Origin of the sequence: Spirillospora sp. NPDC048823, from assembly GCF_043198445.1 — a bacterium.
In the GTDB taxonomy this organism is placed as follows: Bacteria; Actinomycetota; Actinomycetes; order Streptosporangiales; family Streptosporangiaceae; genus Spirillospora.
This window is the reverse complement of sequence record NZ_JBICUT010000002.1, coordinates 690,154-710,030: the sequence shown is the minus strand read 5'-3', so window position 1 is coordinate 710,030 and position 19,877 is coordinate 690,154. Positions and strand designations below refer to the sequence as shown.

At 68.6% G+C, this 19,877-nt stretch carries 23 protein-coding genes; 14 read left to right on the top strand and 9 right to left on the bottom strand.

From position 1 onward, the window contains the following. Window positions 1–67 precede the first annotated feature (67 nt). The 6 genes from ACGFK0_RS06810 to ACGFK0_RS06785 all read left to right on the top strand — a co-directional run bounded on the left by ACGFK0_RS06810 (window position 68) and on the right by ACGFK0_RS06785 (window position 7,677). Window positions 68–979, top strand: a complete 912-nt coding sequence (locus ACGFK0_RS06810; protein ID WP_392901204.1) for a glutathione S-transferase family protein — start codon at window positions 68–70, stop codon at window positions 977–979. Between the two features lie 61 nt (window positions 980–1,040). Beyond that, complete coding sequence (locus ACGFK0_RS06805) at window positions 1,041–1,712, top strand: AIM24 family protein (RefSeq protein ID WP_392901202.1); 672 nt, start codon at window positions 1,041–1,043, stop codon at window positions 1,710–1,712. 235 nt (window positions 1,713–1,947) lie between these two features. Continuing rightward, window positions 1,948–5,673 carry a multifunctional oxoglutarate decarboxylase/oxoglutarate dehydrogenase thiamine pyrophosphate-binding subunit/dihydrolipoyllysine-residue succinyltransferase subunit gene (locus tag ACGFK0_RS06800; protein WP_392901199.1) on the top strand — a complete coding sequence of 1,242 codons (3,726 nt, stop codon included), beginning with the start codon at window positions 1,948–1,950 and terminating at the stop codon, window positions 5,671–5,673. Between the two features lie 133 nt (window positions 5,674–5,806). After that, complete coding sequence (locus ACGFK0_RS06795) at window positions 5,807–5,986, top strand: DUF6104 family protein (RefSeq protein ID WP_392901197.1); 180 nt, start codon at window positions 5,807–5,809, stop codon at window positions 5,984–5,986. 94 nt (window positions 5,987–6,080) lie between these two features. Further along, window positions 6,081–6,905, top strand: a complete 825-nt coding sequence (locus ACGFK0_RS06790) for a DUF4097 domain-containing protein (protein ID WP_392901195.1) — start codon at window positions 6,081–6,083, stop codon at window positions 6,903–6,905. 10 nt (window positions 6,906–6,915) lie between these two features. After that, a complete protein-coding gene (locus ACGFK0_RS06785) occupies window positions 6,916–7,677 on the top strand; it encodes a PadR family transcriptional regulator (protein ID WP_392901193.1) in 762 nt (253 codons plus the stop codon). A 36-nt stretch (window positions 7,678–7,713) separates the two neighbouring features. Here ACGFK0_RS06785 and ACGFK0_RS06780 read toward each other — a convergent pair whose 3' ends face one another. From ACGFK0_RS06780 to ACGFK0_RS06770, 3 genes are all read right to left on the bottom strand, one after another. Continuing rightward, window positions 7,714–8,682, bottom strand: a complete 969-nt coding sequence (locus ACGFK0_RS06780) for a zinc-binding dehydrogenase (protein ID WP_392901191.1) — start codon at window positions 8,680–8,682, stop codon at window positions 7,714–7,716. A gap of 165 nt (window positions 8,683–8,847) precedes the next feature. Further along, window positions 8,848–9,045 carry a DUF397 domain-containing protein gene (locus ACGFK0_RS06775; protein WP_392901189.1) on the bottom strand — a complete coding sequence of 66 codons (198 nt, stop codon included), beginning with the start codon at window positions 9,043–9,045 and terminating at the stop codon, window positions 8,848–8,850. Further along, a complete protein-coding gene (locus tag ACGFK0_RS06770; protein WP_392901187.1) occupies window positions 9,042–9,845 on the bottom strand; it encodes a Scr1 family TA system antitoxin-like transcriptional regulator in 804 nt (267 codons plus the stop codon). Before ACGFK0_RS06770 ends, ACGFK0_RS06775 begins: the two co-directional genes overlap by 4 nt. Before the next feature lie 139 nt (window positions 9,846–9,984). On the opposite strand from ACGFK0_RS06770, the gene ACGFK0_RS06765 reads away from it, so the two are divergent. The 5 genes from ACGFK0_RS06765 (at window position 9,985) to ACGFK0_RS06745 (ending at window position 12,044) form a co-directional block, all read left to right on the top strand. Beyond that, on the top strand, window positions 9,985–10,404 hold the full coding sequence (locus ACGFK0_RS06765) for an ATP-binding protein (protein WP_392901185.1): 420 nt from the start codon (window positions 9,985–9,987) through the stop codon (window positions 10,402–10,404). A gap of 56 nt (window positions 10,405–10,460) precedes the next feature. After that, window positions 10,461–10,949, top strand: coding sequence for a hypothetical protein (locus tag ACGFK0_RS06760; RefSeq protein ID WP_392901183.1), 489 nt, complete (start codon window positions 10,461–10,463; stop codon window positions 10,947–10,949). A gap of 104 nt (window positions 10,950–11,053) precedes the next feature. Beyond that, complete coding sequence (locus ACGFK0_RS06755; protein ID WP_392901181.1) at window positions 11,054–11,293, top strand: hypothetical protein; 240 nt, start codon at window positions 11,054–11,056, stop codon at window positions 11,291–11,293. Then, entirely contained in the window at window positions 11,290–11,712 is a 423-nt protein-coding gene (locus ACGFK0_RS06750) for a hypothetical protein (RefSeq protein ID WP_392901179.1), read from the top strand. The genes ACGFK0_RS06755 and ACGFK0_RS06750 overlap by 4 nt, the downstream gene beginning before the upstream one ends. A gap of 128 nt (window positions 11,713–11,840) precedes the next feature. Further along, entirely contained in the window at window positions 11,841–12,044 is a 204-nt protein-coding gene (locus ACGFK0_RS06745; RefSeq protein WP_392901177.1) for a BldC family transcriptional regulator, read from the top strand. 66 nt (window positions 12,045–12,110) lie between these two features. Here the strand turns inward: ACGFK0_RS06745 and ACGFK0_RS06740 are convergent, their stop codons facing one another. From ACGFK0_RS06740 to ACGFK0_RS06730, 3 genes are all read right to left on the bottom strand, one after another. Further along, window positions 12,111–12,863, bottom strand: a complete 753-nt coding sequence (locus ACGFK0_RS06740) for an amino acid ABC transporter ATP-binding protein (protein WP_392901451.1) — start codon at window positions 12,861–12,863, stop codon at window positions 12,111–12,113. Window positions 12,864–12,946: 83 nt separating this feature from the next. Then, window positions 12,947–13,855, bottom strand: a complete 909-nt coding sequence (locus ACGFK0_RS06735; protein WP_392901174.1) for an amino acid ABC transporter permease — start codon at window positions 13,853–13,855, stop codon at window positions 12,947–12,949. A 4-nt stretch (window positions 13,856–13,859) separates the two neighbouring features. Further along, window positions 13,860–14,768: an ABC transporter substrate-binding protein gene (locus ACGFK0_RS06730; protein WP_392901172.1), complete on the bottom strand. Its 909-nt coding sequence runs from the start codon at window positions 14,766–14,768 to the stop codon at window positions 13,860–13,862. Between the two features lie 370 nt (window positions 14,769–15,138). Between ACGFK0_RS06730 and ACGFK0_RS06725 the strand changes: the two genes are divergently transcribed. Continuing rightward, complete coding sequence (locus ACGFK0_RS06725; RefSeq protein ID WP_392901170.1) at window positions 15,139–16,329, top strand: NADP-dependent malic enzyme; 1,191 nt, start codon at window positions 15,139–15,141, stop codon at window positions 16,327–16,329. Between the two features lie 235 nt (window positions 16,330–16,564). Then, a complete protein-coding gene (locus ACGFK0_RS06720; protein WP_392901168.1) occupies window positions 16,565–17,104 on the top strand; it encodes a CGNR zinc finger domain-containing protein in 540 nt (179 codons plus the stop codon). Here ACGFK0_RS06720 and ACGFK0_RS06715 read toward each other — a convergent pair. Continuing rightward, window positions 17,005–17,478, bottom strand: coding sequence for a S24 family peptidase (locus ACGFK0_RS06715; RefSeq protein ID WP_392901166.1), 474 nt, complete (start codon window positions 17,476–17,478; stop codon window positions 17,005–17,007). The two genes, ACGFK0_RS06720 and ACGFK0_RS06715, sit on opposite strands and share 100 nt — an antisense overlap. 156 nt (window positions 17,479–17,634) lie before the next feature. Between ACGFK0_RS06715 and sodN the strand changes: the two genes are divergently transcribed. Further along, window positions 17,635–18,069: a superoxide dismutase, Ni gene (gene sodN / locus ACGFK0_RS06710; protein ID WP_392901164.1), complete on the top strand. Its 435-nt coding sequence runs from the start codon at window positions 17,635–17,637 to the stop codon at window positions 18,067–18,069. A gap of 63 nt (window positions 18,070–18,132) precedes the next feature. On the opposite strand, the gene ACGFK0_RS06705 is transcribed toward sodN, so the two are convergent. Further along, complete coding sequence (locus tag ACGFK0_RS06705) at window positions 18,133–18,603, bottom strand: GNAT family N-acetyltransferase (RefSeq protein WP_392901162.1); 471 nt, start codon at window positions 18,601–18,603, stop codon at window positions 18,133–18,135. A gap of 9 nt (window positions 18,604–18,612) precedes the next feature. Next, window positions 18,613–19,848 (bottom strand): enolase C-terminal domain-like protein, encoded by a 1,236-nt coding sequence (locus ACGFK0_RS06700; RefSeq protein ID WP_392901160.1) that lies wholly within the window; start codon window positions 19,846–19,848, stop codon window positions 18,613–18,615. Between the last annotated feature and the right edge of the window lie 29 nt (window positions 19,849–19,877).

The window sequence follows — 19,877 nt, the reverse complement described above, 5'->3', positions numbered from 1 at the left end:
ACCGTTCGAGCCGGGGATCCGGCGGTTATCGTGGGCCCTGGGACCACGGCGTCGGGAGGAGTACGGCATGAGTGTCCAGGAGGTCGAGGGGGGACGGTTCGTCCGGCAGGCGAACCGGTTCACCGGCCGGATCACCGCCGACGGGTCGAGCGGCCTGCCCGCCGAGCCCGGCCGCTACCGGCTGTTCGTCTCCTACGCGTGCCCGTGGGCGCAGCGCAGCCTGATCGTGCGGCGCCTGCTCGGCCTGGAGGACGCGATCAGCGTCGCCGTCGTCGACCCGATCCGGGACGAGCGGGGCTGGCGGTTCCCCGACCGCGACCCCGTGACCGGGGCGGTGTTCCTCTCCGAGCTCTACCTCGGCACCGACCCGTCCTTCGAGGGCCGCTACACCGTCCCGTGCATCTGGGACACCGAGACGAAGCGGCTGGTCACCAATGACTTCCCGAACATCACCACGATGATGGAGACGGAGTTCACCGCCCACCACCGTCCGCCGGGCGCGCCCGACCTGTACCCGGAGGCGCTCCGCCCCGAGATCGACGAACTGAACGACCTCGTCTACACGACCGTCAACAACGGGGTCTACAAGGCCGGGTTCGCCACCTCCCAGGGCGCGTACGAGGAGGCCGTCGACGCCCTCTTCGCGACCCTCGACCGGCTCGAAGAGCGCCTCGCCGGCCGGCGCTACCTGTTCGGCGACGAGATCACCGAGGCCGACGTCCGGCTCTATCCGACGCTCGCGCGCTTCGACGCCGTCTACTACTCGCACTTCAAGTGCAACGTGCGCCACCTCACGGACTACCCGAACCTGTGGGCCTACGCCCGCGACCTGTACTCGGTTCCCGCGTTCGGGGAGACCACGAACTTCGACCACATCAAACGCCACTACTACGTGACGCAGCGCAACATCAACCCGTCGGGCGTCGTCCCCAAGGGCCCCCTCGTCGACTGGACCGTCCCGCACGGCCGGGACAGCTGACCTCGTCACATCGTTATGCTGGCGAACCTCCAGTAATCCCCATGAGAGGCACGACCCGACCATGCGTAGCCAGTTCTTCGGAAACATGGACCAGGGGCAGCAGCTCCCCGGTCACTTCGCCCTTCAGAACTCCAAGATGCTCCGGATCCACCTCAACGGGGACGTCCTCGCCCGTCAGGGCTCCATGGTGGCCTTCCAGGGCCAGATGGAGTTCGACTACGAGGGCTCCGGCGGCATCGGCAAGTTCATGAAGAAGGCCCTGACCGGCGAGGGCGTCCCGCTGATGCGCGTCAAGGGCCAGGGCCTGCTGTTCGTCGCCAACAACGCCGACGACATCCACCTGTTCTACCTGGAGAACGAGGGCCTCACGGTCAACGGCTCCAACATCCTCGCCTACGACTCGCACCTGCAGTCCGACATCCAGCGCGTCCAGGGCGCGGGCATCGCCGCGGGCGGCCTGTTCAACACCACCCTCACCGGCACCGGCTTCGTCGCCCTGACCACCCACGGCACCCCGGTCATGCTCGACTGCGGCCGTGCCCCCACCTTCGCCGACGGCCAGTCCGCCGTCGCCTGGAGCACCAGCCTCCAGGTCGGCGTGAACCGCACCTTCAAGGCCGGCGCCCTCATCGGCCGCGGCAGCGGTGAGGCCATGCAGCTCGCCTACCAGGGCCAGGGCTTCGTCCTCATCCAGGCCAGCGAAGGCCCGACGGTCGCCCCCCACACCCACTGATCCCGACGCCGAAGGCGGGATCGGCGGAGGACCGCCTTCGCGGGTGACGCGCGTCCAAGGAAATCGGACCTGGTGAACACTGCCGAAGTCACGGTCCTGACTTCGGCATGTTCGGCCATATTGGCGCGGCGCGGGCGCGACGCCCAGCGTGCTGGCTTGGGGGGCGAGCAAGAACGAGTAGCCTTGATGCGTCTTAGAAATTACCTGCGAGCTGCGGAAGAGGGCGATCTCCGCCGTGTCGACAGAGTCGTCGCAAACTAGTGCCGACCCAACGATGACAGACTTCGGTGCCAACGAGTGGCTGGTCGACGAGCTGTACCAGAAGTACCTCGAGGACCCCAGCTCGGTTGACGAGGCTTGGTGGAACTTTTTCGCGGACTACCGGCCGGACAGCCGGCCCGGGTCCGTGACGCCGGCGTCCCCCGGGGCGCCCCAGGCCTCAGCCCAGAGCGCGGCGCCGAACGGCACGGGCGCTCCGCCGACACCACAGCGGCCGGTCGAGCCCCCCAAGGCCTCCGCGCCCGGGGCCAAGGCCGCCCCGAAGGCGGACAAGAAGGCCGCGAAGAAGCCGGCGCCTCCGCCGGTGCCGGCGGGCGCCGAGGAGGTCAGGCTGCGCGGTGTCGCCGCCAGGACGGTCACCAACATGGAGTCCAGCCTGAGCGTGCCGACCGCGACGAGCGTGCGCACCATCCCGGCCAAGTTGCTGATCGACAACCGCATCGTCATCAACAACCACCTGAAGCGCGGGCGCGGCGGCAAGGTCTCGTTCACCCACCTGATCGGGTACGCGATCGTCAAGGCGCTCGCCGCGATGCCGGAGATGAACACCGCCTACACCGAGGTGGACGGCAAGCCGGTGATGATCCGGCCGGAGCACGTCAACTTCGGCCTGGCGATCGACCTGCAGAAGAGCGACGGCTCGCGGCAGCTGGTGGTGCCGAGCATCAAGGCCGCCGACACGCTGGACTTCCGCCAGTTCTGGGCCGCCTACGAGGAGATCGTCCGCAAGGCGCGCGGCAACAAGCTCACCATCGAGGACTACCAGGGCACCACGATCAGCCTGACGAACCCGGGCACGATCGGGACGGTGCACTCGGTGCCGCGGCTGATGGCCGGCCAGGGGACGATCATCGGCGTGGGCTCCATGGAGTACCCGGCCGAGTTCGCGGGCGCGTCCAGCGACACGCTGTCGCGGATGGGGATCAGCAAGGTGATGACGCTGACCTCCACCTACGACCACCGGATCATCCAGGGCGCGCAGTCCGGCGACTTCCTGCGCCGCATCCACGAGTTGCTGCTCGGCGCGGACGGCTTCTACGACGAGATCTTCGAGGCGCTGCGCATCCCGTACGAGCCGGTGCGCTGGGTCAAGGACATCTCCGCGAGCCACGAGGACGACGTCGCCAAGGTCGCCCGGGTGCACGAGCTGATCCACGCCTACCGGGTCCGCGGCCACCTGATGGCCGACACCGACCCGCTGGAGTACAAGCAGCGCCGCCACCCCGACCTGGACATCCTCCGCCACGGCCTGACGCTGTGGGACCTGGAGCGCGAGTTCGCGACGGGCGGGTTCGGCGGCAAGCCGACGATGAAGCTGCGCGAGATCCTCGGCGTGCTGCGCATGGCCTACTGCCGGACGGTCGGCATCGAGTACATGCACATGCAGGACCCGGAGGAGCGGGCCTGGATCCAGGAGCGCGTGGAGGTCCCGCACGACAAGCCGTCGCGCGAGGAGCAGTTGCACGTGCTGCGCCGGCTGAACAGCGCCGAGGCGTTCGAGACGTTCCTGCAGACGAAGTTCGTCGGGCAGAAGCGGTTCTCGCTGGAGGGCGGCGAGTCGGTCATACCGCTGCTGGACTCGGTGATCTCGGCGGCGGCGAAGGACAGCCTGGACGAGGTCGTCATCGGCATGGCGCACCGCGGCCGGCTGAACGTGCTGGCCAACATCGTCGGCAAGTCCTACGGGCAGATCTTCGGCGAGTTCGAGGGCAACCTCGACCCGCGCAGCGCGCAGGGCTCCGGCGACGTGAAGTACCACCTCGGCGCGTCCGGTGACTTCGTCGCCGACGACGGCTCCAAGATCCACTGCGAGCTGGTCGCGAACCCGTCGCACCTGGAGACGGTCGACCCGGTGCTGGAGGGCGTCGTCCGCGCCAAGCAGGACCTCCTCGACGTCGGCGAGGCCGGCTTCAGCGTCCTGCCCGTGCTGCTCCACGGCGACGCCGCGTTCGCGGGGCAGGGCGTGGTGGCCGAGACGCTGAACCTGTCGCAGCTGCGCGGCTACCGCACCGGCGGCACCGTGCACGTGGTGATCAACAACCAGGTGGGCTTCACCACCGCCCCCGAGTACTCGCGTTCCAGCGTCTACTCCACGGACGTGGCCCGGATGATCCAGGCGCCGATCTTCCACGTCAACGGCGACGACCCGGAGGCGTGCGCGCGGGTGGCGCGGCTGGCGTTCGAGTACCGGCAGACGTTCAAGAAGGACGTCGTCATCGACATGGTCTGCTACCGGCGCCGGGGCCACAACGAGGGTGAGAACCCGTCGTTCACCCAGCCGCTGATGTACGACCTGATCGACGCGAAGCGGTCGGTCCGCAAGCTGTACACCGAGGCCCTGATCGGCCGCGGCGACATCACGGTCGAGGAGGCCGAGCAGGCGCTGCGCGACTACCAGGAGCAGCTGGAGCGGGCCTTCACCGAGACCCGCGAGGCCGTGAAGCGGCCCCAGGAGCCGGGTTCGGTCGTGAAGCCGGACGTCGAGGAGCGGATCCCGATCGACCACGGCAAGGCCGGGTCGGCGATCCCCCAGGAGACCGTCAAGCGGATCATCGAGTCGCAGGTCAGCCTGCCGGAGGGCTTCACCCCGCATCCGCGGCTCCAGCCGATCCTGCAGCGCCGCGCCCAGATGATCGAGGACGACGCGATCGACTGGGCGACCGGCGAGCTGCTGGCGATGGGCTCGCTGCTGATCGACGGCCGCCCGGTGCGGCTCGTCGGGCAGGACACCCGGCGCGGGACGTTCGGCCAGCGGCACGCGGTGCTGGTGGACCGCAAGACCGGTGAGGAGTACACACCGCTCAAGCAGTTCGGGCAGGGCGTGTCGAAGTTCTACGTCCACGACTCGCTGCTCAGCGAGTACGCGGCGATGGGCTTCGAGTACGGCTACTCGATGACCCGCCCGGACGCGCTGGTCGCGTGGGAGGCCCAGTTCGGCGACTTCGCCAACGGCGCCCAGAGCGTCGTGGACGAGTACATCTCGTCCGGTGAGCAGAAGTGGGGCCAGCACTCCGGTGTGGTGCTGCTGCTGCCGCACGGCTACGAGGGGCAGGGGCCCGACCACTCGTCCGCCCGCATCGAGCGCTTCCTGCAGCTGTGCGCGCAGGACAACATGACGGTCGTGTACCCGACGACTCCGGCGAACTACTTCCATCTGCTGCGCTGGCAGGTGCTGTCGGGCCGCAACAAGCCGCTGGTGGTGTTCACGCCGAAGTCGCTGCTGCGGCTGAAGGCGGCCACGTCGCCGGTCGCGGAGATCACCGGCGGCGCGTTCCTGCCGGTGATCCCGGACGCCGATCCGGCGATCGACCCGGCGGGCGTGCGGCGGGTGCTGCTGACCACCGGCAAGATCTATTACGAGGTGATGAAGTCCCGGGAGGCGGCGGGCGCGAACGACACCGCGGTCGTGCGGGTCGAGCGGCTGTACCCGCCGCCGGTGGACGAGATCAAGGCGGAGCTGGCGAAGTACCCGGCGGACGCCGAGGTCGTGTGGGTCCAGGACGAGCCGGCCAACATGGGCGCCTGGCCGTTCATGGCGCTGAAGCTGTCGCACCACATCGAGGGTCTGCGGATGTCACGGGTGTCGCGCCCGGCGTCCTCGTCCCCGGCGGTGGGTTCGGCGAAGATGCATCAGGCGGAGCAGGAGGCGCTGCTCGCCCGCCTGTTCGGCGAGCAGAGATAGGCGGCCGGGGGGGAACCCCGGCATCACGGATCAGAACGACGTAGACCCGAGGGCTCCGGTGCGCTGCGCCGGGGCCTTCGGCGTCCGCGCGCGGAATCGCAGCGGGTGGAATCGCAGAGAGTGGAATCAGGCCATGTACTTCACCGATCGGGGCATCGAGGAGCTGACGGACCGGCGCGGCGAGGAGGAGGTCAGCCTGGCGTGGCTGGCGGAGCGGCTGCGCGAGTTCGTGGACCTCAACCCCGAGTTCGAGACGCCCGTCGACCGGCTGGCCACCTGGCTCGCCCGCCTGGACGACGAGGACGACGATTGACCGTCGCCGTGAACGCGATACATCTTGACTTTTCAAGAACGCGACATATCGTGTTTACTGGTCAGAGGACGCTCGGACGAAGGGGCAGATCCCGATGTCGCGCTGGACGATCGACGAACCGACCACACTCGACTTCGACGGCGCGGTCGCGCTGCGGGCCACCCTGATCGCGGGGAACATCTCGGTGCTCGCCTCCGACGAGCGGCCGTCCATCATCGTCGGCGACGTCGAGGGCCCGCCACTGGTGATCACCCATGAGGCCGGCATGCTCACGATCACCCACGAGAAGCTGTGGGAGGGCGTGCTGACGTGGCTGCGCACGCAGCGATGCCGCGCCTCCATCACCGTGACCGTCCCGCACGACTGCCCGCTCACCCTGAACCTGGTGTCGGCGGACGCCGTCGTGACCGGCATGACGGCCCGCACGTCCATCAAGAGCGCGTCCGGCGACGTCACGCTCGACGAGGTGGCAGGCGCGATCGACGCCAACACCGTCTCCGGCGCGATCGAGGCACAGGGCCTGGACGGGACGGTGTCGTTCACGTCCGTGTCCGGCGACCTGTCCCTGGCCGGCGGGTCCCTCGACCACCTGGCGGCGCGGGCGGTCAGCGGCCGCATCGCCGCCGACGTCAGCCTGACCGGCGACAGCAGGGTCGACGTCAACACCGTCTCCGGCGAGGTCGCGCTGCGCATCCCCGAGTCCGCCGGCGCCCAGGTCACGCTGAACTCGGCCGCCGGGCGGATCGAGACGTCCTTCCCCGAACTCGGCCGGCAGGAGCGGCCCGTGGCGCACAGCGTCGCCGGCAAGCTCGGGGACGGCTCGGGGCGGCTCACGGTCAACACGGTGTCCGGCCCGATCACCCTCCTCGGCCGCGACGACGCCGAACCGGAGATCACCGCACCCCGAACGCAGAAGTGAGGAACCCAACGTGAGCCCCGTTTTCGGCCACGGCAGGCTGCGGCTGTACCTGCTGAAGCTGCTGGAGGAGAGCCCGCGGCACGGCTATGAGGTGATCCGGCTGCTGCAGGACCGGTTCCTCGGGGTCTACTCGCCCTCCCCCGGCACGATCTACCCGCGGCTGGCCCGGCTGGAGTCCGAGGGCCTGGTCACCCATGAGGTGATCAAGGGCAAGAAGGTGTACTCGCTGACCGACAAGGGCCGCGGGGAACTGGAACGCCGGATGGACGAGCTGGCCGATCTGGAGGAGGAGATCGCCGCCTCGGCGCAGGAGTTCGCGCGCGGCGTGCAGGAGGACGTCCGGCAGACCGTCCGGTCGCTGCGCGAGGAGCTCACGCAGGCCGCCCGGACGATGCGCGACGAGGGCAAGGCCACGTCCAAGGAGGCGTGGAAGGAGACCGCCGACCGGCAGAAGGACGAGTGGCGGCGGCTCTGGCGCGATCAGAAGCAGGCGTGGAAGGAGGAGTGGCGGCAGAACTGGGACGAAGCCTGGAAGACGGCGACCGGTTCGCGCGAGGACATCGTCCGGCTCAAGCTGGAGCGCCTGCTCCGCACGTTCGTCGAGGACGTCCGCAAGGCCGCGAAGCACTCCCGCCTCGACGACGACGGCCTCGCCGCCGCCCAGGCGATCCTGGAGGAGGCCCGCGCCCGCCTCAAGGACGAGGTCCTCCACCGGAACGGGCATGGCACCGGCAAGGACGAGCACGCCAAGGACGAGCACGGCGGGCCGTGACCGGGACGCCCCCGGCCACGGCCCGCACCACCCGGCTCAGGGCGTGAAGACGATCTTTCCGAAGAGGTCGCCCTCGGCCATCGCGGCGAAGCCCTCGCGGGCCCGGCTCAGCGGCAGCATCCGGTCGATCGGCGGCCTGGTGCCCGTCTTGACCAGGAACCGCGCCAGCCGCTCCAACTGGTCGCGCGTCCCCATCGTGGAGCCGATCACCTGGAGCTGCAGGAAGAACACCCGGTTCAGCTCCGCCGGCGGCACCTGGCCGCTGGTGGCGCCCGACACCACGATCCTGCCGCCGGGCTTCAGCGACTTCAGCGAATGCGACCAGGTCGCCTGCCCGACGGTCTCGATGACGGCGTCCACCCGCTCGGGGAGCCGCGCGCCCGTCTCCAGCGCCGCGTCCGCCCCGAGCTCCTGCGCCCGCTTGCGCTTGGCCTCGCTGCGGCTGGTCGCGTAGACGCGGTAGCCGGCCGCCGACGCCAGCGCGATCGCGGCGGACGCGACGCCGCCGCCCGCGCCCTGCACCAGGACGGACGCGCCCGGCTGCAGGCCGGCCTTGTCGAACAGCATCCGGTAGGCGGTGAGCCACGCGGTCGGCAGGCAGGCCGCCTCCTCGAACGACAGCTCGGCGGGCTTGGGGACGAGGTTGCGGCGCGGCACCGCGACCCTCTCGGCCAGCGTCCCCGGATGCGTCTCCGAGAGCAGCGACCGCTTCGGGTCGAGGGTCTCGTCGCCGCCGCCCCGCGCGGGGTCGCCGATCACCGAGTGGACGATGACCTCGTTGCCTGCCTCGTCCACCCCGGCCGCGTCGCAGCCGAGGATCATCGGGAGGCTGTCGGCGGACAGCCCGACCCCCTTGAGGGACCACAGGTCGTGGTGGTTGAGCGCGGCGGCCTTCACCGTGACGGTCGTCCAGCCGTCCGGGACCTCGGGTTCTGGCGCCTCCCCCGCCGTCAGCCCGGTCAGCGGATTGTCTGCGTCGATCTGCGTAGCCGTGACAGCGAACATGAACGCACACTAACCGCCCGCCCGGCACCCCGAACGGCCCGCCCCCGGTCCGAGGGGTTGTCCTTGCGTCCCGCAGCGCAGAACGCTCGGCTGGGAAAACCCAGCCGAGCGTCTCGCCAAGCTCGATGAAGCGGAAAGTGCGGCCCGAAGAGCCGTCAACCGGCCCTAAAAGTCCAGTTCCCCGGCCTTGATACGACCGAGAAGGCTCGACAGTGCCTCCCGGCCGACAGCGAGGTGGGGGGTGCGGGGGTTCTTGCTGTCTCGGATACCGACAGAGCCGCCCAGCGAGGCCAGCTCAACGCACTGACCACCTTCCCCGCCGCTGTAGCTGCTCTTGCGCCACTGCGTGGCCTGCTTGTTCATCCACTCTCCATCAACGAACGGATCAGAGCTTCGGAATCGGCCGCTGTCAGGGCTGATTCCCTGATTACTTCGAACCCTACTCCAAGCTCTGTGACCTGCGAGCCCGCCTCCAGTAGGCGACCTCGCCCCCCAACGGACTCCTCGTACCCCATATCGGGATCGCTGTCGAAGGATAGGACGGTAAAACTACTCTCCGGGAAGACCTGGGCATTGGCCGGGATGACGTAGATGGCGATGTTGGGCTCTTGAATGAGCTTCAGCAGGTGAGAGAGCTGCTGCCGGGTGATCTCGGGGTCACCTGCCATCTTCCGGAGGACTCCCTCCTCCAGAAGGACGACGACGTTCGGGGGAACATCCCGTTGCAGGATCTCCTGTCGTTCCATTCGAGTCGACACCAGCTCCTCGACCCTGTCGGGACGCCTGCCGACCTTCACGACGGCTCTGGCGTAGTCCTCGGTTTGGAGTAGGCCCGGGATGTAGTTCTGGTTGTACATCCGGATCTGGGAGGCCCGGGCCTCCTCCTCGACGTACTCCCAGAAGCCGGGCGGGAGACCGGCCTCCTCGGCGATGCGGGGGAGCAACGCCTCGAAGAACTTCTTCATGCCGAACAGTTCGTCCATGGCGGCGGAGAGCTTCACGTTGGGACGGCGCCTCTTGGTCTCCACGAGCCCGATGAACTTCCCCGTGTAATCGACTTTGGCGCCGAGGGCCTCTTGAGAAAGGCTCCTGGCTTCTCGTAGCCGCTTCATATGGAACAGGTAGAGGTCGAGAGCCGATGCCATGGGGTCAATGTCCGGCATGTCCGAACCTCTCTGGCCTGCCTACAGCGGACTGTAGGCGTAGGGGGGCATGCGTAGGCGCAGTTCCCTAGCAGAGGGTAGCCCGGCGCTTGAGGATATGTGTCAGACAGCACAAGGCCACGACGAATTCGGAAGCATCATGCACCCCCAGAGCCACTCGAATCCCCACAAAGACGACTTCGACCTCACTCTGAAACCCGTTCGCGAGTCGGTGAAGATCGCCCGGGATCTGGTCGCCGTGGCCTGGGACCACTGGGGACTGGGGGACGACTTCGTTCCCCGTCTCGTCGCTTCCGAGTTGGTAACGAATGCCATACTCGCCTCCGAAAAGTACGGGGTCACCCAGGACATCCGCTTCCGCTGCCATCTGGAGGGCCGCCGCCCGGTCATCGAGGTCTGCGACAGCATCCCGGAACCGGCCATTCTCATCCCCATGTCGGACCGTTCCGAAAGCGGTCGGGGTCTCCCCCTGGTCGCCGAACTGTGCGCGCGGTGGTGGATGCGCTGGGAAGACGATGACCGGAAAGTCATCGGCGCAGAGCTGACGGTGTCGGCGTGACTCCTGATCTCTGGTCGCCGGCCTGGCCCATCCTGCCTCAAGTTCGGAGAAGGCACATGACACCCGCAGTCCAAGCCCCTGCCCGCAACCCCCGGGAGCTGATCTCCTCTGACCTGTTCGACCGGCTCGTGGGGCGTCTTCGGGACGAGTATCTGTACGTCGCCCGCTTCTACGCCGAGTCAACGGTGGAGCAGATGCTCTGCTTCCTCGCGACGACCGCCGAGTACGACCCGTCCAGCCCGCCCGAGGGCATCGTGCAGGACGAGGAGGAGTTCAACCACCTCACGCCGTCGAAGGAAATCGACGACGCCTTGCACGCTTTCCTGGACCTGACCGCGGACTACCGGGAATTCTGCAAGAAGCTGACGGGCGACCGGTTCATCGACCACGTCCCGGTCACCAACTCATCCATCACCAGCGGCCGGTCGGTCGCCATCACCGTCCGGGCGATGCGCCACTGCGGATGGCCGGTGGACGACCGGTTCTGGGAGACGGGAACGAGCTGCTGCTCGGACATCTGCCAGGGCCGCCTCACCAAACTGTAGGGACATATGAACCGAAGCGACTGGAATGACCGAACGTCCTCATCACCCCCGGAGACGCGGTCTACATCGTGGACTGGGCCTTCGTCAGCCATGGAGCCCCGTGGGTGGAGATGGGACAGATGATCCCCTGGCTGCTGTCGGCCGGGCATACCCCCGCCTCGGCCGAGGAGTGGCTGCACCAGTTCCCCGCCTGGCGGGAGGCAGAACCCGCGTCCATCGACCAGTACGCCCGATCGCACACCGCCGTGTGGACCCGCCGCCACAAGATGATCTCCGCGGAGTGGATCGGCCCCTACCTGGCCGATGTGCGGCGCTGGGCAGAGTACCGAGGAGTCCTGCGATGAGTCAGCAGAACCCCCACACGTCCAATGCCGTTCAGGTACACACCTTCGAGATGCTCACCACACCGGGCGGTGAGCACGTTCAGATCGACTGGCGGATGGTGCCTCTCGTCCAAGCGCTCTGGGACACGGGCATCGGGACCTTCCAATGCTGCGAAGACGTCGGCGCAAGCATCTACGGCGGAGGGTGGCTGTACCCGAAGCCGCGCAGGATCCGCTACGCCGCTTTCTGGGATGGCTTCGCCTGGCTGCAGATGCCCCTTGAAGACGCCGAGCGGCTCGTCGCCCTGGCGGCGGACATCACCGCGGGACAGGGCTGGGAGTGCAGCAGCCCGATCACAGCTCTTGGGCGTCGGCCCGGCGCGAACCTGTACTTTCCCGCCCGGCAAATCGACCAGGTACTCGCCTTGCTCATGACGTGAGGCGGATCCCTGCCGTCCCGAAGTGAGGGTAGGTGGTCTATCGGCTTAGCGAACGGCACAAGACGTGAACCATGGAGGCCCCGCGTGGCGTGGGGCCTCTTCACGTGCACGACAGGAGACCCCGACACATGGGATCGAAGACGACGGAGTTCGATGCTCTCCTCACCCCGGCTGAGGTGGCGATGATGTTCCGCGTGGACGCCAAGACGGTCACGCGGTGGGCGCGGGCGGGGAAGCTCTCCACCGTCCGCACGCTCGGGGGACACCGCCGCTACCGAGAAGCGGAGGTTCGGGCACTGCTCGCGGAAGCCTCGCGGCGGCGAACGGAATAGGCGATGGTGACGAAGGGGCCCCAGATGAAGTGGGGCCCCTTCGCCGTGGAAGAAACCGGAGGGCGATCAGAGAACCTTGGAGAGGAAGTCCTGGGTGCGCCGGTGCTGCGGGTTGGCCAGGATCTCGCGGGGCGTGCCCTTCTCGACCACGACGCCGTCGTCCATGAAGACCAGCGAGTCGCCGACCTCGCGGGCGAATCCCATCTCGTGGGTGACCACGACCATGGTCATGCCGTCGAGGGCGAGCTGCTTCATGACCTCCAGGACCTCGCCGACCAGCTCGGGGTCCAGGGCGGACGTCGGCTCGTCGAACAGCATCAGCGCGGGCTCCATCGCGAGCGCCCGCGCGATCGCCACCCGCTGCTGCTGCCCGCCGGACAGCTGCGACGGGTAGGACTGCGCCTTCTCGCTCAGCCCGACCCGTTCGAGCAGGGTGATCGCCTGCTGCCGGACCTGGTCCCTCGGCAGCCCCTTGACCCAGATCGGCGCCCCCATGACGTTCTCCAGCGCCGTCCTGTGGGGGAAGAGGTTGAAGCGCTGGAACACCATGCCGATCTCGCGGCGCTGCGCGGCGACCTCCTTGTCGCGCAGTTCGTAGAGCTTGCCGCCCTGCTGCCGGTAGCCGACCAGGTGGCCGTTCACCCACAGCCGCCCGGCGTTGATCTTCTCCAGGTGGTTGATGCAGCGCAGGAAGGTGGACTTGCCCGACCCGGACGGGCCGACGACGCACATCACCTCGCCCTGCCGGACCTCCAGGTCGATGCCCTTCAGCACCTCCAGCCGGCCGAACGACTTGTGCACCCGCTCGGCCTTGACCATCAGGCCGCCGCTCTCGGCCGCGGGAGGCCGCTTGGCGAGGGGGTCGCTCACCTTGTCGTCACCCACGATGTCGTCACCTCCGCTCATTGGCCGCCGCCTCCGCCCCGGAAGCGGATCCGGTGCCCGCGCGGCGTCGTTCCCTTGCCGACTCCCCGGCTGAAGTAGCGCTCAAGGTAGTACTGGCCGATCATCAGGACCGAGGAGAGCAGCAGGTACCACAGGCACGCCATCACCAGCATCGGGATGATCTTGTAGGTGCTGGCGTAGATGGTCTGCGCGGTGAAGGTCAGCTCGGAGAACGGGATGGCGGCCACCAGCGAGGTGTTCTTCATCATGGAGAGCACTTCGTTGCCGGTCGGCGGGACGATGACCCGCATCGCCTGCGGCAGCACGATCCGGCCCATGGTCTGCATCCGGGACATGCCGAGGGCGCTCGCCGCCTCCTGCTGGCCCTCGTCCACCGACAGGATCCCGGCCCGGACGATCTCGGCCATGTAGGCGGCCTCGTTGAGGATCAGCCCGAGCCCCGCCGCGAGCATCGGGGTGACCAGCGCCTGCGTCTCCCAGGTGTGGAACTCCGGCCCGAACGGGATGCCGATGCCGACCGTCGGGAACAGCGAGCCGATCGCGCCCCAGATGAGCAGCTGCGTGTAGAGCGGCGTGCCGCGGAAGAACCACAGGTAACCCCAGGCCGCACCGCTCAGCAGCGGGTTGGCCGACAACCGCATCAGGGCGAGGACGGTGCCGAGCAGCATGCCGCCCACCATCGCGGCGACGGTCAGCGCGATGGTGCGCCAGACGCCCTTGAGCACCGCTTCGGAGGTGATGTACTTGCGCTGCTCCGGCCAGTCCAGCGCATCACTGGTCACCAGGAAGTGGACGAACATCGCGATCAGCACGACCACGACCGCCGCCGCGACCCAGCGGCCGGGATGCCGGACGGGGACGGCCCGAATCGCTTCGGGCCGCCCCTTCTCGACGTCGACCGTCATGCGATCAGCTCTGTGCGGCGTTGATCGCCGGTTCGGTGATCGCGCCGCTCTCCACGCCGTACTCCGTCAGGATCTTCTTGTAGGTGCCGTCGGCGATGAGCGCCTTCACCGCGCCCAGCACGGCGTCCTTGAACTGGCCGGAGTTCTTGCCGAAGGTGTAGCCGTACGGCGCGGTGTCGTAGACCTCGCCGATGATCTCCAGCTTGCCGGTCTTCTTGACCGCGTCACCGATGATCGGCGAGTCTGCGGCCATCGCGTCCACCTTGCCGGCGACCAGGTCGTTGTTGACCTCGGTCTGCTGCTTGCGGACGACCTGCTTGATGGCCGGCTTGCCGGCGTCCGTGCACTCCTTGCTCTTCGCCGTGAGGTCCTCGACCTGCACGGTGCCCTGCTGAACGCCGATGCTCTTGCCGCAGGCGTCCTCGGGGTTGACGCCCTTGGGGTTGCCCTTGAGCGCCGCCCAGGCCGTCCCGGCCGAGTAGTAGGTGACGAAGTCGACGGCCTGCTCGCGCTCCTTGGTGTCGGTGAACGAGGAGATGCCGGCCTCGTACTTGCCCGACTGGACACCGGGGATGATCGTGTCGAAGCCGGCGTTGTTGTACTGGGTCTTCAGGCCGAGCTTGGCCGCGACGGCGTCGAAGAGCTCGATGTCCCAGCCGACGATCTTCTGGGTGGCCGGGTCGACGGACTCGTTCGGCGGGTAGGACGCGTCCGTGCCGATGACGATCTTGCCATCGCTCTTGATCGCGTCCGGGACCATGGCCGCCAGCTTCGCGTCCGCGCTCGTGTTCGAGCCGGAGTCGCCGGAGTCTCCCGAGTCGTTACTGTCGCCACATGCGGACAGGGCGAGTGCGCCCGTCAGCACGAGCGCGCTCGCCGCGACGGCGCGACGGCGCAGAGAACCGATGCTCATGGTCCCCCTCCAAGTGGTTGCGTTCGGATCCGTACAGATCCGAAGGTCAGGTGCATATTTTGGCGTACAACCTCCCTGATCTGGATAAAGGGTCCGAAACAATCACGCAACGACGGAGCGCCGGAACCGTACGCCACCCCCGTCCCGCGTGTACCCTCTGCGACCGGCCTGCCACATGTGGCGACCGTCCCCAGCCCCCACGTGACGGTCACCACCACCCCGGCCGCCGGGTCGGCGGGGGGCGGTATGAGAGAATCGCACAACGGGTGACCCCCGTACGTCGCGAGATGACCTCCAGGTGACCGGCCACCACGCCTCCACCACCGCGGCGGCATCGCAAGAAAGCCAACTTTCACTGACAGGGGTCGCTGTGGCTGCTGAGCCCATTCCCACCGAACCATCCTCGCTCGACGATGATCCGGCCTTCTCGCTGCACCGCGGCGGCAAGCTGGAAATGCGGTCGACCATTCCGGTCCGCAACAAGGACGATCTTTCGCTGGCCTACACGCCGGGCGTCGCCCGGGTGTGCACCGCGATCGCCGACCGCCCCGAACTGGCCTACGACTACACCTGGACGTCCAGGGTCGTCGCCGTCATCACCGACGGCACCGCCGTGCTCGGCCTCGGCGACATCGGGCCGGCCGCGTCCATGCCGGTCATGGAGGGCAAGTCCCTGCTGTTCAAGGAGTTCGCCGACGTCGACTCCGTGCCGATCGCGCTGAACTGCACGGGCGTGGACGAGATCGTCGACACCGTGATCCGGATGGCGCCGAGCTTCGGCGGCATCAACCTGGAGGACATCAGCGCCCCCCGCTGCTTCGAGATCGAGGACCGGCTCCGCGCCGCGCTCGACATCCCCGTCTTCCACGACGACCAGCACGGCACCGCGATCGTGGCGCTCGCCGCCCTCAAGAACGCGGCCCGCCTGGTCGGCAAGCCGCTGTCGGAGCTGCGCGCGGTCGTCGCCGGCGCGGGCGCGTCCGGCATCGCCGTCTCCAAGATGCTGATCGAGGGCGGCATCGGCGACATAGCGCTGTCGGACAGCAAGGGCCTCATCTACGAGGGCCGGGACGGGCTGAACCCGGTCAAGACGCAGATCGCCGCGATCACCAACCGGTCGCACCTCAAGGGCTCCACGGAGGAGGCGCTGCGCGGCGCCGACGTCTTCATCGGCCTGTCCGGCGGCACCGTCCACGAGTCGTGCGTCGCCACGATGTCGGAGAACGCGATCGTCTTCGCGCTGTCCAACCCCACCCCCGAGGTGCACCCCGAGGTGGCGCGGCGGCACGCCAAGGTCGTGGCGACCGGCCGCAGCGACTACCCGAACCAGATCAACAACGTGCTGGCGTTCCCGGGCATCTTCCGCGGCGCGCTGGACGTCCGGGCGCGCTCGATCACCGAGGGCATGAAGCTGGCCGCGGCCAACGCGCTCGCCGACATCGTCGGCGAGGACCTCACCGCCGACTACGTCATCCCCGGCCCGTTCGACGACCGCGTCGCCCCGGCCGTCACCCGTGCGGTGGCCGAGCAGGCCCGCACGGAGGGCGTCAACCGGATCTGATCCGGGCCGCATTCCCGATCTTGCATTGCGGACGGCCCGCGTTCCCGCCGTGGAACGCGGGCCGCGCCGATGATCGCGAATTCGTTCGGTTTCGTTTCGCCGGCATCCCCTGGTCACGGCCCCTTTTCCCAAGAATCCGTGTATTTTCCGCCACGGGGGAATAACACCTGGCCAGTTCGTCCGATCAGGTCGAGTCCGTCAGGGAGCGAAAGTGAACCTCGCCTCGTACGCAGACTTGGCGATCGATCTCGTGAACACGCAGCGCGACCGGGAGGACGACCTGCGTGATCTCGAAGGGCTGCGGGCCCTGCTGGTGCACCGGCCGCATCTCGGGGGGCGGATCGCGCACCGCGATCTCGACGCCATGCGCGAACTCCGCGCGCAACTCCGCGCGATCTTCGACTCCGCCGCACGCGGGGACGAGGACGACGCCGTGGACCGCCTCAACACCCTGCTGATCCATCATCCGGTCCATCCGAAGGTCTCCCGCCACGACGGCCAGGACTGGCATCTGCACTTCAACGAGGCCGGGTCGATACCCGACCGTTATGCGGCCCGTGCGGCGATGGGCCTCGCGGCGAAGATCGCGTCCCGGGGCATCGACCGGCTCGGGCTGTGCAAGGCGGACGGCTGCGAGCAGGTGTTCTTCGACACGACCGCGAACCGCTCGCGCCGCTACTGTTCCGACCGCTGCGCCGGCCGGCCGAGCGTGACCGCCGCCTGCGACCCGAGTGCGCCCCGCGTGACCATCCCGGCGCGCGAGGGCGGCCAGTAGCGGGCGACGACCCGCCCGACCACCAGTGCGTCGGGCACGGCACCGAAGTCCCAGCTGTCGCGGCGGCCCGGGGCGCCCTGGTTGTCGCTCTCCAGCCACCATCCGTCCCCCGACCGGTGGCCGGCGCGTTTGACGATGAGGAGCCCGGGACGCTCCGGATGCCGCGCGACGACGATGTCGCCCGGCACGAGACAGGCCCCGGCGCGCACGAGCAGCCAGTCCCCCGGCCGCAGCCCGGGCAGCATCGAGTCGCCGGCGACCTCGACGGCCGGCAGCCGCCGCAGCGCGACCACCGCGGCCACCGCCGCGGCGGTCAGTCCCCACACCACCGGGCCCCACACCACCGGGCCCCACACCACCGGGCGCACCCGCATGATCCTCCTCGTCGGCCCGCATAGATCGGCGGGCGGCGGTCATGAACACTGCTGGAAGGGTTCCGGACCGCGCCGCGGCCCGGGTCTTAGGGCGAAATACCGAGCGCCCTGGCCGGACGTGCCCGGGAGCACAAGGGTAATGTCGGTGCCCTGACCATGATCCGCAACGAGGGAAGGGATTCGCAGGTGTTGCTCAAGCTTCTGCGCCCGAAGACGACGGTCTCCGCGCACTGCGACCTGCCGTGTGGCGTCTACGACCCGGCGCAGGCCCGGATCGAGGCCGAGTCGGTCAAGGCGATCACTGAGAAGTACGCCGCCAACGAGGACCCCGAGTTCCGCGCCCGGGCGATCCTGATCAAGGAGCAGCGCTCGGAGCTGGTCAAGCACCACCTGTGGGTGCTCTGGACGGACTACTTCAAGCCGCCGCACTTCGAGAAGTACCCGCAGCTCCACCAGCTGTTCAACGAGGCCACCAAGCTCGCCGGCGGTGGCGGCGGCACCAAGGCCACCATGGACACCAAGGTCGCCGACGACCTGCTCGCGAAGATCTCCGAGATCAGCGACATCTTCTGGGAGACCAAGAAGGGCTGACCGGCCCGGACTATGAGGCCCAGCCCGGGACCGGGCTGGGCCTTGTTCATGCTCGGCCCGCCTTCAGGATCGGGCCGCCCTGGTGAGGGCGTCGCCGGTGAGGCGGTAGACCGTCCACTCGTCCTGCGGGCGTGCGCCGAGGGACTCGTAGAAGCCGATGGCCGGCGTGTTCCAGTTGAGGACGGCCCATTCGACGCGGCCGTAGCCGCGTTCGTCGGCGATGCGGGTCAGTTCGGTGAGCAGGGCCTTGCCGTGGCCGTGACCGCGGACGTCCGGGTCGACGTACAGGTCCTCCAGGTAGATGCCGTGCGTGCCGTTCCACGTGGAGAACGTGAGGAACCACAACGAGACCCCGACGACCCGGCCCTCATGCTCGGCGACATGAGCGAAGACCTTGGGGTCGTCGCAGAAAAGACTCTCGCGCAGTTGCTCCTCGGTGGCCTTCACCTCGTGCAGGGCGCGCTCGTACTCCGCGAGGTCGCGGATCAGCCGCAGGATGCCGGGGACGTCGTTCGGGGTCGCGAATCGGATCACATCGGAAGGTTATTCGAGCGGGGCGAGCGGCACGGACGGGTCGGCCCAGCGGTCGTTGGGGACGAGCGGGTACCAGCCGGGCCGGCCGGGGTCGCGGTCGTAGGGGTAGCCGCCGAGTTCCCGGTACAGCTCGGCGTACTCGGCGACCTTGTCGCGGTCCAGGCGGACGCCGAGGCCGGGGCCCGGCGGAACCGTGATCCTGCCGTCCGCGTAGCGCATCGGGCCGCCCTCGATGACGTCGTCGGTGAGGTGGTGGTAGTGGGCGTCGGCGGCGTAGGTGAGGTTCGGCAGGACGGCGCCGAGGTGCAGCATGGTGGCGAGCTGGATGCCGAGCTCGCCGGAGGAGTGCACGGCCACGCCGATCTGGAACGTCTCGCACACGGCGGCGGCCTTCACACAGGGACGGATGCCGCCCCAGAACGTGGTGTCGAGGAGGACGACGTCCGCGCTGCGGCGCAGCACGTTGGCGGCGAGCTGCTCGAAGTTCACGACGACGGTGTTGGTGGCGAGGGGGACGTTCACCCGCTCGCGCACGAGCCGGAGCCCCTCCAGGCCGAGGACGGGGTCTTCGAGGTAGTCGTTGTCGAGGTCCTCGATCGCCTTCCCGAACCGCAGCCCCTCCTCCAGGCTGAGCACGGAGTTGGGGTCGTAGCGGAAGCGGTCGCCGGGGAACGCGTCCGCGAGCACCTTGTAGCACTCCAGTTCGTGGCCGGGCGGGAAGACGCCGCCCTTGAGCTTGTGGACGCCGAACCCGTGCAGGTCCTTGAGCGCGCGGGCGTGCTCGACGAGCTGGTCCGGGGTGCGGACCTCCGGTGCCCCGCCCGCGCCCGGATACCGGTAGAAGAGGTAGGACGCGAACGGAACGGAGTCGCGGATACGGCCGCCGAGCAGGTCGTGCACCGGGACGCCGAGGTACTGGCCGACGAGGTCCAGGCAGGCGAACTCGATCGCGGCGAGGATCTGCGTGCGGTTGTTGTAGAGGCTCGCCGTAGGGTTGGCGATCTTGAAACGGAGGGTCTCCAGCTCGAACGGGTCGTGTCCCTCCAGATGCGGCGCGAGGGCCTGGAAGGCGGCCTCGGCGCTCTGCCCGCCGCCGCCCATCTCGCCGAGCCCGACGAGGCCGTTGTCGGCCTCGACCTCCACGATCGTCCGGACGAAGCGGCCCCAGTGCGCGCCGTTGCTGTGCAGGAGCGGCGCCTCCAGCGGCACGGTGACCGTGGTGGCGCGGATACCTGTGATCTTCATGTGCTTCCGATCCATGCTCGACGCCGTGC